This window comes from Lentzea flaviverrucosa (assembly GCF_003350445.1).
GTDB classification, from domain to species: Bacteria; Actinomycetota; Actinomycetes; order Mycobacteriales; family Pseudonocardiaceae; genus Lentzea; species Lentzea californiensis.
On record NZ_QQAU01000007.1, the window covers coordinates 389235 to 403143 of the forward strand.

Sequence of the window (13909 nt, forward strand, 5' to 3'; positions counted from 1 at the left end):
GTGTGCGGACTGCCAGCAGGGTATCCGCACCCACCGACAATATTTCGCAAGACGCCCGTCACGGTCGCGGAAACCGTCCTGGGTGGTGCGTCACGAAGCCCGGCGCCACGGTCTCCTCGCGGGGTGGAGTCGTGGTCCGGTCCTGGAGTACCCGCATCTCAGGGCCGTGCTGACCTGCCATGTCGTGCACGTCGGCGTGCTGCCGGCGGCCGGTCGAGATGCGGTCTTCGAGGACACGCAGAGCGACGAGTTCTTCTGCCGCCGTGTGCTTGCAGTGCCCGGCGCGGTTGACGGGGAGTTGTCGTACGTCACGTCCGCGGTAGGCGCCGGAGTGCCCGACCGGGGTGGGGTCGCCGGGCGCGTGCAGCGTCACGACGGGTGAGCGGGGCCGGCCGGGGGGATCGCCGGACGATCGGAGCCGGCGGTCGGCAGGGCCGCTGCCCCACGATGGCGACGTGGCGAACGTTCGGTCGTGAACGGCTGCCTGCGCCACCGCCTCCGCCACTTCCACCGGACGGGGTTCGTGCACCCGAGACCAGGCCGGGATACCCGCTACGGCGTCGGCCGGCGCCGGCCGGGCGCGTCCGGCCGCCGAACTCGGCGCCGAGTCGACGGCCGCGAACGCCCGTGCCTCGTTCGAAGCCACGTCCGAGATCCGCACGACCTCCGGGGACGGTTCCAGCAGGGTCCGGATGACGAACCCCAGGTCGAGCAGCTGGTCGGACCGCCCGGCGGCGTGTACCCGGCGGGACAGGTGCCGTGGATGTGGAGCAGAAGCGTTCCGTTCCAACGAGTTGGAACCTCGACCCGGCACTCGGCACCGTCGATCCGTCCGGTGTGGACAGTCAACGAACCGGGCTCCACCGACATCGGCAACGGCACCTCGGGCAGCGACTTCCCCAGCGTCCCGACCCCCTCCGACGAGCACGTGGTTCCCACCCTCCCGAAAGCCGGATCGACCGGCGTCCGCCGACGCGAGGATCGGGAGTGCGCGAGGTTGCGCACGAGACCGTTCCGAGACCTTCCCGAAACGGACCCGTGAACCGGGATGAACATCGGCACGTATGCCCCGGTGTCGGAAACGGATCGAAGGACGGAGTGATCGCGTGCGGCATGGTGTGGACTCGGGTCTCTTCCAGCAGACCGCGCACAGCCCGTCCTACTTCGAGCTGTCGCGGACGGGTGCGGGTGAGCTCGTCGACTTCTGCATCCCGTGCAATCCGTACTTTCCGACGCCGGAGATGTTCGAGGAGCTGTCGAAGAACCTGGAGTCCGTGCTCAAGTTCTACCCGAGCGACTCCAGCAAGATCGCGGACCAGCTCTCCAAGGTGCTGGGGCTGAACCCGGCGACGCTCGCGATGTCGAACGGCTCGACCGAGCTGATCACGTGGATGGACCACCTGTGGATCCACGAGAGCGTCGCGATCCCGATCCCGACCTTCGGGCGCTGGACCGACCAGCCGATGGAGAGCAACAAGCGCGTCGACATGTTCCTGCTCCAGGAGAGCAACAACTTCGAGCTGGACATCGACGAGTACATCAAGTTCATCCGCACGCGTGGCAGCAGGGTCGCGGTCATCTGCAACCCGAACAACCCCGACGGCGGCTACCTGCCGCGCCGGGAGATCATCCGGTTCATGGACGAGTTGTCCGACCTCGACCTGATCGTGATCGACGAGTCGTTCATCGACTTCGTGGAGGTCGAGCGCAACCCGTCGGTCGCCGCCGAGGCGTCCATCCGGCCCAACGTGGTCGTGCTGAAGAGCCTCGGCAAGAACTTCGGCCTGCACGGCATCCGGTTCGGCTACCTGGTCGCGAACCCGGGACTCGCCGGGAAGATGCGCAAGACGCTGCCGAAGTGGAACCTCAACTCCCTCGCGGAGACCGTCGTGTTCATGCTGGCCGACCACGAGGCCGAGTACGCCGAGAGCCTGCGGCTGCTCAGCCGTGACCGCTACCGCATGGGCATGGAGCTGTCGCGCATTCCCGACCTGACCGTGTACTCGTCCCAGGCGAACTTCCTGTTCGTGAAGCTCGGCGGAGGCATGGACGGCCGCGAACTGCGCGACCACCTGCTGGCCAGGCACCAGGTCTTCATCCGCGAATGCGGCAACAAGCTCGGCATGACCAGCAAGTTCGCCCGGCTCGTCGTGCGGCCCGAACAGGACGTGGAACGACTCGTCGAGGGCATTCGCGACTTCACCCAGGCGCGGTGGACGAGCCACGCCGTGCACGCAAGCCATTCCAGCGAACCGTCGCTGCTCATGCACAGCGCCTGAACGCACAAACCTGAACCATCTCCGAAAGGTTGCCCACGAATGTCATCACCGCACGCCCTCAGCGGTCGGCGCGGCCAGGTGGCTGCGGCCGCGCTGGTGGCCGCCACACTGCTGAACGCGGCCATGTTCGGCGGTACCAACGCCACGGCGTCGTCCCACCGCGAGGCTCCGCTCATCGCGGGTGACCCGGCCGTGGACAACACGGACCTGTACGCGTTCGTGAGTCCCGACCACAAGGACACCGTGACGCTGGTCGGCAACTGGTCCGGGTTCCAGGAACCCAACGGTGGACCCAACTTCTTCCCGTGGGCCGAGGACGCGCAGTACGACTTCAACGTCGACAGCGACGGCGACGCCAAGCCCGACGTCACCCTGCGGTTCACCTTCCAGGACGACGACCGGCGCAAGAACAACACGTTCCTGTACGCCAACGGTGTCGTGGACTCGCTCGACGACGAGAACCTGCTGTTCCGGCAGCGCTACAACCTCGAGGCGATCTACCAGAACGGCCAGAAGGTCAAGCTGGTCAGCAACGCCCCGGTCGCGCCGTCCCCGAACGGCCCGGCGTCGATGCCGGACTTCAAGAAGCTGCGCGACCAGGCGGTCACGCAGATCGCCGGTGGCGGCAAGGTCTACGTGGGCCCGTCCGAGGACGCGTTCTTCGCCGACCTGCGCGTGTTCGACCTGCTCTACGGCGGCAACCTGAGCGAGGTCGGCCAGGACACGCTGCGCGGCTACAACGTCAACACCATCGCGATCCAGCTGCCCAAGCAGGCGCTGGCGTTGCGCAACGACGCCCACCGCAACCCGAACATCGGCATCTGGAGCACCACGCAGCGCCGCACCATGAAGCTCTCGCCCGGCAAGGCGGAGGCGGTCGGCGACTTCGTGCAGGTCTCCCGCCTGGGCAACCCGCTGGTGAACGAGGTCGTGGCCCCCGCGGGCCTCAAGGACGCGTTCAACGGCCTGCGCCCCGACCAGGACGCCGGCGTGAAGGAGCTCGTCGACCGGGTCGTGAACCCGGAGCTGCCCAAGCTGATCGAGGCGATCTACAAGATCCCGGCGCCGCAGGGCCAGCGCGACGACCTGGCCGAGATCTTCCTGACCGGCATCACGCGCAAGCTCGGCGCGCAGATCAACGCCGACCTGAACTCGCAGGTCAACAACCAGGACGTGGACGCGAGGCGGTTCCGCCCCTCGGAGATGCTGCGGCTGAACATGATGATCGAGCCGAACGCCAACCCGAACCGCCTGGGCCTGCTCGCGGGTGACACGCAGGGCTTCCCGAACGGCCGTCGCCTGACCGACGACGTGGTGGACATCGCCGTCCAGGCGATGGAGGGTGCCGCGGCGTCCGGCAAGCTCGTCGACGCACTGGCCACGGGGGACAAGGTCGACGCGAACGACCAGCCCTTCGAGGCTGCCTTCCCGTACGTGGGCCTGCCCCGCAACGGCACCGCCGTCAACGCCTCCGGCAACACCGCCGAGGTCGCGGTCAACCCGGTCGGCAAGATCGGGAACATCGACCCGATGGCCATGACCACCGCGGTCGGTTCGGCGGCCGTGTTCGGCGCTGGTTTCCTCCTGTGGCGCAAGCGTCAGCAGCACATCCGCAAGTACGGATCGCACTCGAAGTGAAGTACCAGCAACGGCAGGCCGTCGCGGTGGTTCTCCTGGTCACCGCGGCGCTTGCCTACCTCGCCGCCTCCGGTCCTGCCGACAGCAGGGCCGGGGGCGCGCCCCTTGAGCCCGTGGTCCCCGCCGTGGCGCAGCAGAACCAGATGCACAAGGTGGTGCACCGGCTGCAGCAGCGGCTGCACGAGCTGCCGCAGGACAAGGACGCCTGGGCGCGGCTCGGTTCGTCCTATGTGGAACTGGCAAGGGTGACGGCCGACCCGGCGTACTACGCCAAGGCCGAAGGCGCGTTGAAGAACGCGGGCGACACGGGCCTTGCCGCCATCGGCATGGGCACGCTGGCCAACGCCCGCCACGACTTCCACAAGGCCCGCGACTGGGGCCTGAAAGCCGTTGCCGCACTGCCCGCCTCCGCGGAGGCGCACGGCGTGCTGGCGGACGCGTTGACGCAGCTCGGCGACGACGCGGGCGCGCAGGACGCGGTGCAGAAGATGCTGGACCTCAAACCGAACACGGCGTCCTTCGCCCGTGCTTCCTTCCACTTCGAACTCCACGGCGACGTCGACGGTGCCCACGACGCGATGCAGCGCGCGCTGAAGGCCTCCACGACGCCCGAGGAGATCGCGTTCTGCCGTTACCGGCTGGGCGAACTCGCGTTCGACCACAACCGGCTAGACGTTGCCGCTGAGCACTACGAGCAGGGACTGGCGGCGAGAGGAGACGACATGACTCTCACTCAAGGCATGGCCAAGGTCGCGGCGGCACGGGGCGAGATCCCGGTGGCGCTGGAGTCGTACCGCAGGCTCGTGGCGCGAGCTCCCCTGCCCCAGTACCTGCAGGAGTACGCGGAGCTGCTCGAAGCCGGCGGGAGGACCGAAGAGGCCGCCCAGCAGTACGCCGTGCTCACCGAACAGCAACGACTGATGGAGTCGCAGGGTGCTTCCGACGATCTGGCCGCGGCTCTCGTCGCCGCAGACCGGGGTGATGGCATGCAGGCGCTGCGCCGTGCGGAAAGCGAGTGGGGCCGCCGGCAGAGCGTCTTCGTGGCCGACGCCATGGCGTGGGCACTGCACGTCAACGGAAGGGACGCGGAGGCGTTGAGCTACTCCGACCGCGCGGTGGCGCGGGGGTGGCAGAACGCCACCTTCTCCTACCACCGCGGCATGATCCTGGCCGCGCTCGGCCGCGTCGCCGAAGCCCAGGAGGCACTGGTGCAGGCACTCAGGCTGAACGCGAACTTCTCCCCGCTGCAGGCCCTGAAGGCGGGTCGCAAGCTCGCGGAGCTTCGAGGCGGCCGGTGAGCCTGTCCAGCTGGGTGGTGCGGCCCGTCCTGGTGGCGGCGTTGCTGCTCGCCGGCATCTTCTTCATCAACGGCGAGGCGTCCGCCCACCCGCTGGGCAACTTCAGCGTCAACCACTACCACGGGCTGCACCTGCACCCGGACCGGATCGACCTGCGGTCCGTGGTCGACGTGGCGGAGATCCCGACGCTGCAGGAGAACCTGAAGACCCGCGACGCGCGGCAGTGGTGCGACGAGGTCTCCCGCACCGACCGCTCCACCGTGGACGGGCGCCGGATCACCTGGACGCTGTCCAGTTCCGCCAAGGAGCACCCGGTCGGTCAGGCCGACCTCCTCACCACCCGGCTGGTCTGCGAGTTCACCGCCAAGGTGGACCTGGACCGGCCGGCCAGGCTCGAGTTCCGCGACGAGTCGAACACCGACCGGGTCGGCTGGCGTGAGATCACCGCCGCCGGCAGCGGCATCCGGCTCACCGACTCGAAGGTGCCGACCGAGAGCATCAGCGACGAGCTGCGGACGTATCCCGAGGACCTGCTCAGCAGCCCGATGGACGTCCGCAGCGTCGCGTTCAGCGCGGAACCGGGCAGCGGGTCGGAGCCGAAGATCGCCACCGGCTCCCCCGTCCAGTCGTTCAGCGTCACGGCGGCCAAGCTCAACGACATCCTGGGCAGCGACGACCTCACGCCGTGGCTCGGGTTCCTGGCGTTGTTGCTGTCGTTGGTGCTCGGCGCCTCGCACGCCGCGTTGCCCGGTCACGGCAAGACGCTCATCGCCGCCTACCTGGCCGGACGACAGGGCACGCCGAAGGACGCGTTCATCGTCGGTGCGTCGGTCACGGCCACGCACACCGGTGGCGTGCTGGTCCTCGGCCTGGTCATCAGCGCCTCGAGCGCGCTGGCCGGTGAACAGGTGCTGCGCTGGCTCGGGCTGGTCAGCGGCGTGCTGATCGCGATGATCGGCGTGATGCTGCTGCGCTCGGCCCTGTCGACGACCCGCGAACCCGCACTCGCCGGCGTTGCGACGGGGCATGGACACGGGCACGGACATGGTCACGGGCACGGTCATGGCCACGGACATGGGCACGGCCACGGCTACAGCCGCGCGAGCCTCGTCGGCATGGGCGCGGCCAACGGCCTGGTCCCCTCCCCGTCCGCACTGGTGGTCCTGCTCGGCGCGATGGCGCTGGGCCGCACGTGGTTCGGCGTCCTGCTGGTCCTCGGCTACGGCATCGGCATGGCCGGCACGCTCACCGCGGTCGGGCTGCTGCTCGTGAAGGCTCGGGACCGCGTCGAAAGAATCCTGGACGGCCGTGCCACTCGCCTGCTGTCGCATTACGCACCTGTCGGCACGGCCGCGACGGTCATCGTCGTAGGCATCTGGTTGACATTGCAAGCCGTGTAATTACACCAATGCAAGGCGAAGGGCCCGGATTCTTCCGAATCCGGGCCCTTCGCCTGTTTCCGTCCTTACAGGTTCGCCACCACGAACTGCTTGCCCTCGGTGTTCTCGACCGCGATCGACTGCACCTGGTCCGACGGGACGCTCACCACGCCGCGCACCGTCGCGCCCTCGACCCTGGCCTTCTCGGACGAGGTCCACGCGAACGCCTCGGACCTCGTGCCGTCCTTGGCGATCACGACCAGCTTGCACTTCTGCAGGGCGGGCAGGCCGTTGATCTTGGCCGTGACCATGTACCGGTCCTGTGACGACGGTTCGATGCCCGCCACCAGCTTGATCCCACCGGTCGCCGTGGCCTCGCCCGTGCGAGGTCCGGCGATCGACGTCTGCGGAGCCTGGTTCTGCATGAGCACCGCGGCACCCCCGAACGCGACCACCGCGGCTACTGCCGCGGCGGCGAGATAACCCGGCCAGCGCCGGGGCTTGGCGTGCAGCGGTTCGGGGAGGTCCTCCACCGGCTGCGGACTGGCTCTCGGGCGTGGAGCGGCCTCCCGCTGCTGCGGGATGACCGACTCCTGCCTGATCTGCCGCAGCGTGCGCTGCAGCAGCAGGTCCGAAGGCATGGGCAGGTCGTCCTCGAGCTCGTGCAGAAATGCCTCACGAGGCACGTCGTCAAGTGCTGTTCGGATCCGATGGAAGTCGGCGACCTGCGCACGGCAGGACGGACAGCCCCGAAGGTGCTGCTCAACGCCAAGACTCTCGTGCGCGTCCAGAACGCCGAGCGCGTAGCAGCCAAGGGTGACCGCGTCGTGCGCGCCAGCTGTCATACGACCTCCTCGTCGTCCCGATTCGACCCCCGCGGCGAAACGGTGTCACGAAGGAAAACGGGCAGATAGGAGTGGTCGGTTCAGCGTTCGAACGAGTTCATTCTGATTGCGCATAACAATGGCATTACGTAACCGCCCAACTACCCTTCTGCCCTGCGCTGAGCTGCCCTTTTCACTCGATCGGACGACTCAAGGTGGGATGATTGACTACAAGCACGTCTGTGTACGAACCAGCGGTCGTTCGTCGGACTCGATGAACACCGCGAGCCCGTCGAGGACCCGCGCGAGGCCGAACTCGAACTCGTCGAGGAGGCGTTCGAAGCCGCCCGAGTTCCAGATCCGGGTCGTCATCGGCAGCCGGTCCGGCGTGAAGTGCTCCCAGAGCGCGTCACGGCCGTCCCACCAGTCCTCCTCGGACACGCCGGTCTCCCGTTCGGCCTGGACGCGGTCCGCCATCGTGCGGCCGACGCCGTCGACGAAGTGGGCCACCGTCGTCACCACGGCCACGATCTCCTCGGTCGCCAGCCCCAGCTCCGAGACGGCGGCGTAGGCCGCGTCCTGGCGCGTCATGGCGTGCGGGCCGGGCATCCGGCGCGAGGTCGTCAGCTGCAGCATCCACGGGTGCGCGCGGTACATCGCCCACACCTGCCGGGCGAAGAACTCCAGACCGGCGCGCCAGGGGCCCTCGGGCGTGGGTTCGGTCTCTCCCCACACCGCGTCGACCATCAGGTCCAGCAGCTCGGACTTGCCCGGCACGTGCCGGTAGAGCGACATCGCGGTGTTGCCCAGCGTCTCGGCGACCCGGCGCATCGTGAGCGCGTCGATGCCGTCGGCGTCGGCCACCTTGATGGCCGCCTCGACGACCCGCGACTGGCTCAGCGCGGCCTTCGGTCCCCTGGTCGGCTCGGCGGGCGGCTCCCACAACAGGCGCACGCTCCGGTCCCGATCGCTCTTCACCCAGCCCCCTTCACAACTCTGCTTGCTGTGAATCCTAGAACCGTGTACAACGTACACCCTGTGTACAAAGTAAGCAGTTAAGCCACGGGGGTGAAGTCGTGGGACACGCGGTGCTCGCGGAAGGCCTGCGCAAGAGATTCGGCAAGAACTGGGCGCTCGACGGGTTCGACCTGGCGGTGCCCACCGGAACGGTGTGCGGGCTGCTCGGCCCGAACGGCGCCGGGAAGACCACGGCGGTGCGCATCCTGGCCACGTTGCTGCGCCTGGACGGCGGCCGTGCCGAGGTAGCGGGCCACGACGTGGTGCGCGAGGCGCCGGCCGTGCGCCGCCAGGTGGCGTTGAACGGCCAGCAGTCCACGGTCGACGACGTGCTGACCGGCAAGGAGAACCTGGTCATGTGGGGGCGGCTATACCACCTCTCCCAGCGCCAGGCCGAGGTGCGGGCGGACGAGCTGCTGGAGCAGTTCGGGCTCACCGACGCGGCGGGCAAACGGGCCAAGCAGTACTCGGGCGGCATGCGGCGGCGCCTGGACCTGGCGTCGAGCTTCGTCATGAGGCCGTCGGTGCTGTTCCTGGACGAACCGACGACCGGCCTCGACCCGCGCAACCGCGGCGAGGTGTGGCGGGAGGTGAAGCGGGTCGTCGCGGAGGGGACGACGGTGCTGCTGACCACGCAGTACCTGGACGAGGCGGACCAGCTCGCCGACCAGATCGTCGTGATGGACACCGGCCGCGTCGCCGCGCAGGGCACGCCGGACCAGCTCAAGTCCAAGCTCGGCGGCGACCGGATCGAGGTCGTGGTCCGCAACGCCGACGAACTGCCGCTCGTGGCGGACGTGCTCGGCCCCGACGCCGAGGTGGACCCCGACACGTTCCGGGTGAGCGCGGCGGTGGCCGACCGGGTGGCGGCGCTGACGCGGGTGACGTCGGCACTGGCGGCACGCGGTGTCGAGGCCGAGGACATCGCACTGCGCCGGCCGACGCTGGACGACGTCTTCCTCGCCATCACCGGGCACAAGGCCGTCGCGGAGGTGCAGGCATGAGGTACGCGGTCGTCGACTCGTGGATCGTCGCCAAGCGGGACCTGATCCACTGGGTGCGCGAACCGGTGAGGGTGTTCGCGAACCTCGCCTACCCGGTCATCTCGGTGCTGATCTTCGGCCTGGTGTTCGGCAGCGCGATGAACGTCTTCGGCGGCGGTGACTACATCGAGTTCCTGCTGCCGGGCATGTTCGGCCAGACCATCGCGTTCGGTGTCGGCTCCACGCTGATGATGGTGTCGATGGACGCCGACCGGGGCGTCACGGACCGGTTCCGCGCCTCACCGATGTCGCAGACCGGCGTCGTGGCCGGGCGCAGCATCGCGGATCTGGTGAACTCGTCGCTGGAACTGCTGGTGCTCGCGCTGTGCGGGCTGGCGATCGGCTGGTCGTTCCGCGACGGGCCGCTCAACGCCCTGCTGGCGTTCGCGCTGTTCCTGTGGCTGCGGTTCGCGCTGGTCTGGGTCGGCATCTACATCGGCCTGCTGGTCAAGCCGGAGGCGGCGCAGGCGTCGTGGATGTTCCTGTTCCCGCTGACGATGTTCGCGAACACGTTCGTCTCGCCGGAGCTGATGCCGGGCTGGCTGCGGGTGGTCGCGGAGTGGAACCCGCTGTCGTCGACCGTGGCGGCGGCACGCGAGCTGTTCGGCAACCCCGGGGTCGGCGGTGACTCGTGGGCCGCGCAGAACTCGTTGCTACTGGCGGTGCTGTGGCCCGCGCTGTTCGTGGCGATCTTCTGGCCGCTCTCCGTGCTGAAGTACCGCAACCTCAGCCGCTAGACCGTCACTTCCCAGCAAGGCGGTCCGGAACTGGCCGGCGAGCCAGCCTGCGAGCAGGCGCCGCCAGTTCCGGACCCTGGCCAGGTGCTCCGGTTTCAGCGTCCGGTCGGCCTCCCACTGCCGCCAGTCCGAGCTCGCGAGCCAGGCGATGCACCCGGCGATCCGGTGCACCCGCAGCAGGTTCGGGTCGGGCCGGGAGCCGTAACCGATCCAGAACGCCTGGGGCAGCACGGTTCCGTGCAGGTAGAGGTGCTCCTCGAACGCCGCCAGCTCGTCGAGCGGGTTGCCCAGGCCCGGGTTGTCCCAGTCGATCAGCGTGGCGGCTCCCTCTCTGACGATGATGTTGTAGAGATTCACGTCGTTGTGCAGCAGCCCGACCGCGTGGACCTTCGCGAAGGCCTCGCCGATGCGCCGCCAGACCTCTTCGGACACCGGTAGCGCGTCCGCCAGCGTCCGGCCCTCGACGTACTCGACCAGCACGTCGCCGCGGCCGTTGTGCGCGAGGACCTCCGGTGCGCCGGGGATGACGAACTTCGGCAGGTCGCGCGCCACCTTGGGTTGCCGCAGCACGGCTTTGCGCCCGTCGGCCAGCGTCACGAGGTGCAGGACGTTGGTGAGCCCCTCCCCCTCCAGCGGCTCGACGCGGACGGCGGTCTCCAGCAAACGGAACAAACACCCACCTCCAGTAGCGCTCGGTGTAACACAAGACACATCGGACAGATAAGGAACCTCGGGGGTGCATTCGGCGGCGAAGACGCATGGAGGCATACCGATGGTTCGACGTCCTCGGCGCTTGGCGCTGTTCGCGGTCCTGACACTGGTTCTACCACTGGCCGTGACCGGACAGGCACTCGCTGATCCCAGCAACAACTCCCCTGCGAAGCTCACCCAGGCCGTCACGCTGAACGGCGTCCTGCGGCATCTCGACGCGTTCCAGTCCATCGCGGACACCCACGGCGACCGCGCGGCCGGACGTCCTGGATACCAGGCCTCGGTGAACTACGTGGTCTCCCAGCTGACCTCGGCCGGCTACTCGCCGAACGTGCAGGAGTTCGACTTCCCGTACGTGGAGGACAACTCACGGCTCGACCGCGTCGCGCCGGTCCCGCGGATCTTCCAGCGGGACACCGAGTTCACCCGCAACGGGTTCACCCCGACGTTCGAGGGTGACGTCACCGGCGTCGTCCAGCCGGTCGACGTGATCGTCCCGCCCGCGCCGGTGCCGAACACGAGCAGCAGCGGCTGCGAGCCGGCGGACTTCGCCGGGTTCGTCCCCGGCCGCGTCGCGATGATCCAGCGCGGCACGTGCGGGTTCAACGTCAAGGCGCTGAACGCGCAGGCCGCGGGCGCGTCCGCGGTCATCCTGTTCAACGAGGGCCAGCCCGGACGCACCGGCCTGAGCACCCCGGTCGGTGACACCCCCGGTCTCGCGGTTCCCGTGGTGTTCGCGACGTACGCCGCCGCGGAGGACCTCATCCTGAACACACCCGGCGCCACGGTGCGGGTGAAGGTCGACTTCACCGAGGAGACGCGCAAGACGTGGAACGTGTTCGCCGAGTCCCGTGACGGCGACGCGAACAACGTCGTCATGGCCGGCGCCCACCTCGACAGCGTGCAGGACGGGCCCGGCATCAACGACAACGGCAGCGGCTCGGCGGCGCTGCTCGAGACCGCGGTCCACATGAAGAAGGTCAAGCCCAACGCGAAGGTCCGCTTCGCCTGGTGGGGTGCCGAGGAGGAGGGCCTGCTCGGGTCCGAGCACTACGTCGCCACGCTGCCGCAGGCCGGACAGGACAGGATCGCGCTGTACCTGAACTTCGACATGGTCGGCTCGCCGAACCACTTCTTCGGCATCTACGACGGTGACGACTCGAGCGGCACGGCACCCGTGCCGATCCCGCCGGGGTCGGCGCAGATCGAGGACGTGTTCGAGAAGTTCTACGCCGACCGCGGCCTGCCGTCGGAGGACACGGACTTCTCCGGGAGGTCGGACTACGGCCCGTTCATCGCGGTCAACATCCCGGCCGGTGGCCTGTTCACCGGAGCCGAGGACGTGAAGTCGGCCGCGCAGGCGGCACGGTACGGCGGCACGGCGGGCATCGCGTTCGACCCGTGCTACCACCAGCCGTGCGACACCAGGTCGAACCTGAACCTGACCGCCCTGGACGTCAACGCCGACGCGATCGCCACCGCGGTGATCACGTTCGCGTTCGACACCTCGACGGTGAACGGCGTGCGCGCGCCCGGCAAGTCGCACGGACGCGCGCAGCGGGGTTCAACTAGCTAGACCAGAGTTCGCACCGGTGATCCGCCGGTGCGGCCTGTTCGGTCGCGAAGATCCGGACGTCCTGGCGTGACCAGCCAGGATGTCCGGTCCTCGCGAACCGGGTCCACGCCCGCACCATCTCGCCGGAGAGCTCCTGCTGCTTCCCGGCGAGCTCGACACCGGCGTACCGCATCAGGAACGGCAACTCGGAGCCGTGGTAGGCGCCGTACGGGAAGTCCGGCATGCCAGGGAAGATCATCGGCGGCTCGGGTTCGGCGAACTCGTAGCCGAACGCACGCGTCTGCGCACGCAGCTCGGCGGTGGGACAGGCCGAGGTCATGTCCGAGAGCGCCGCGGAGAGCGGCACTCGTTCGTCACCACCGCGCGGCGGGTAGGCGGCCAGGATCCGCTGCGCCTTGGCCGCGCCGAAGCCGTCGGCCAACGCCTGTTCGTATCCGGCGGCGTCCAGCGGTGGGTAGAACATCGCGGCGAACACCGAGAACTCGTCGCGCGCCGTGCCCGCGAGCACCGGGATCTTGTGGAAGCGGCCTTCGCGGAGTGCCGTGATCGGGTTCTCCGGCAGTGCTTCCGTGCCGTAAGCGGGCGAGGAGAACTGCGGTGTCAGCGCGGTGACCTGCTCGGCCGTGAGCCGGCGCAGGCACACGACGTCCGCACAGCCCGATGCCTGGGCACCGGCTCGTTCGACGTCTTCGCGCTTGACCCAGGTGTGCTGGACGTTGTTCTCGCCCGCCGGGACGCCGAACTGGCACGGTCCACTTTGGATGATCGCCCGGTGGAACAGGCCGCGAGCCTTGGGAGAGGTCAGCTGCGCGCACGCCGACAGCCCGCCCGCGGACGCCCCGAAGAGCGTGACGTTGTGCGGGTCACCGCCGAACTGGCGGACGTTGCGCTGGACCCAGCCGAGCGCGGCCTGCTGGTCGCTCAGCCCGAACGCGCCGGAGCCGGCGAGTCCGGGAAAGCCGAAGTACCCGAAGGCGCCGAGGCGGTAGTTGATCGTGACGACGATGGAACCATTGCGCGCCAACTTGTCTGCGCCGTAGTCGGATCCGGCGCCGCTGGTGAAGCTGCCGCCGTGGATCCAGACCAGGACCGGGCGGTTCGCGGCTTTCACCGGCGCGGTGACGTTGAGGTACAGGCAGTCTTCGCCGGTCTCGCAACGAGGACCGGGCCTGTCCGCCTTGAGTACGCCCTGCCAGGGCTTCGCGGGCTGCGGGTCGCGCCAGCGGTTCTCCCCGGTCGGCGGGGCGGCGAACGGGATGCCCTGGAACGTTAGCAGGGCTTCGACGGTGGTTCCTGACACGAATCCGGTGTCAGTGCGGACGGTTCCCGCGGCGTGGGCGGGAACGGTGGTTGCGGCAACGAGAACGGCCGCCATCAATACAGTTGAGGTTGAACGCATGTCACGAT

12 protein-coding genes are annotated in these 13909 nt (G+C 68.8%); 7 read left to right on the top strand and 5 right to left on the bottom strand.

Translation table 11 applies throughout. From position 1 onward, the window contains the following. Positions 1-58: 58 nt before the first annotated feature. On the bottom strand, positions 59-790 hold the full coding sequence (locus tag DFR72_RS23985; protein WP_090064968.1) for a hypothetical protein: 732 nt from the start codon (positions 788-790) through the stop codon (positions 59-61). A gap of 316 nt (positions 791-1106) precedes the next feature. On the opposite strand from DFR72_RS23985, the gene DFR72_RS23995 reads away from it, so the two are divergent. From DFR72_RS23995 to DFR72_RS24010, 4 genes are read left to right on the top strand one after another with little or no spacing between them, the layout of a single operon-like run. Continuing rightward, entirely contained in the window at positions 1107-2279 is a 1173-nt protein-coding gene (locus DFR72_RS23995; protein WP_211335506.1) for a pyridoxal phosphate-dependent aminotransferase, read from the top strand. A gap of 39 nt (positions 2280-2318) precedes the next feature. Then, positions 2319-3917: a DUF4331 domain-containing protein gene (locus DFR72_RS24000; RefSeq protein WP_090064971.1), complete on the top strand. Its 1599-nt coding sequence runs from the start codon at positions 2319-2321 to the stop codon at positions 3915-3917. After that, on the top strand, positions 3914-5215 hold the full coding sequence (locus DFR72_RS24005) for a tetratricopeptide repeat protein (RefSeq protein WP_090064972.1): 1302 nt from the start codon (positions 3914-3916) through the stop codon (positions 5213-5215). The genes DFR72_RS24000 and DFR72_RS24005 overlap by 4 nt, the downstream gene beginning before the upstream one ends. Further along, entirely contained in the window at positions 5212-6615 is a 1404-nt protein-coding gene (locus DFR72_RS24010; RefSeq protein ID WP_245983410.1) for a nickel/cobalt transporter, read from the top strand. Before DFR72_RS24005 ends, DFR72_RS24010 begins: the two co-directional genes overlap by 4 nt. Positions 6616-6680: 65 nt before the next feature. Here the strand turns inward: DFR72_RS24010 and DFR72_RS24015 are convergent, their stop codons facing one another. Then, the gene (locus tag DFR72_RS24015) at positions 6681-7439 is read right to left on the bottom strand and encodes an anti-sigma factor family protein (protein ID WP_114773742.1); all 759 of its coding nucleotides are present in this window, start codon (positions 7437-7439) and stop codon (positions 6681-6683) included. 207 nt (positions 7440-7646) lie between these two features. Beyond that, positions 7647-8396: a TetR/AcrR family transcriptional regulator gene (locus DFR72_RS24020; protein WP_143086685.1), complete on the bottom strand. Its 750-nt coding sequence runs from the start codon at positions 8394-8396 to the stop codon at positions 7647-7649. A 98-nt stretch (positions 8397-8494) separates the two neighbouring features. Here DFR72_RS24020 and DFR72_RS24025 point away from each other — a divergent pair, with 98 nt between their 5' ends. Further along, entirely contained in the window at positions 8495-9439 is a 945-nt protein-coding gene (locus DFR72_RS24025; RefSeq protein ID WP_090064975.1) for an ATP-binding cassette domain-containing protein, read from the top strand. Further along, a complete protein-coding gene (locus DFR72_RS24030; RefSeq protein WP_090064976.1) occupies positions 9436-10215 on the top strand; it encodes an ABC transporter permease in 780 nt (259 codons plus the stop codon). The genes DFR72_RS24025 and DFR72_RS24030 overlap by 4 nt, the downstream gene beginning before the upstream one ends. Here the strand turns inward: DFR72_RS24030 and DFR72_RS24035 are convergent. Further along, positions 10132-10887, bottom strand: a complete 756-nt coding sequence (locus DFR72_RS24035) for a lipopolysaccharide core heptose(II) kinase RfaY (protein ID WP_090064977.1) — start codon at positions 10885-10887, stop codon at positions 10132-10134. The genes DFR72_RS24030 and DFR72_RS24035 overlap by 84 nt on opposite strands. Positions 10888-10987: 100 nt before the next feature. On the opposite strand from DFR72_RS24035, the gene DFR72_RS24040 reads away from it, so the two are divergent. After that, on the top strand, positions 10988-12502 hold the full coding sequence (locus DFR72_RS24040) for a M28 family peptidase (protein WP_090064978.1): 1515 nt from the start codon (positions 10988-10990) through the stop codon (positions 12500-12502). On the opposite strand, the gene DFR72_RS24045 is transcribed toward DFR72_RS24040, so the two are convergent. Continuing rightward, positions 12495-13901, bottom strand: a complete 1407-nt coding sequence (locus DFR72_RS24045) for a carboxylesterase family protein (RefSeq protein WP_090064979.1) — start codon at positions 13899-13901, stop codon at positions 12495-12497. The two genes, DFR72_RS24040 and DFR72_RS24045, sit on opposite strands and share 8 nt — an antisense overlap. Positions 13902-13909 lie beyond the last annotated feature (8 nt).

Excerpts from the sequence above, each read along its gene's own strand:
- DFR72_RS24040 (WP_090064978.1), top strand. The coding sequence starts at position 10,988 with ATGGTTCGACGTCCTCGGCGCTTGGCGCTGTTCGCGGTCCTGACACTG.
- DFR72_RS24030 (WP_090064976.1), top strand. The coding sequence starts at position 9,436 with ATGAGGTACGCGGTCGTCGACTCGTGGATCGTCGCCAAGCGGGACCTG.
- DFR72_RS24000 (WP_090064971.1), top strand. The coding sequence starts at position 2,319 with ATGTCATCACCGCACGCCCTCAGCGGTCGGCGCGGCCAGGTGGCTGCG.
- DFR72_RS24045 (WP_090064979.1), bottom strand. The coding sequence starts at position 13,901 with ATGCGTTCAACCTCAACTGTATTGATGGCGGCCGTTCTCGTTGCCGCA.
- DFR72_RS24015 (WP_114773742.1), bottom strand. The coding sequence starts at position 7,439 with ATGACAGCTGGCGCGCACGACGCGGTCACCCTTGGCTGCTACGCGCTC.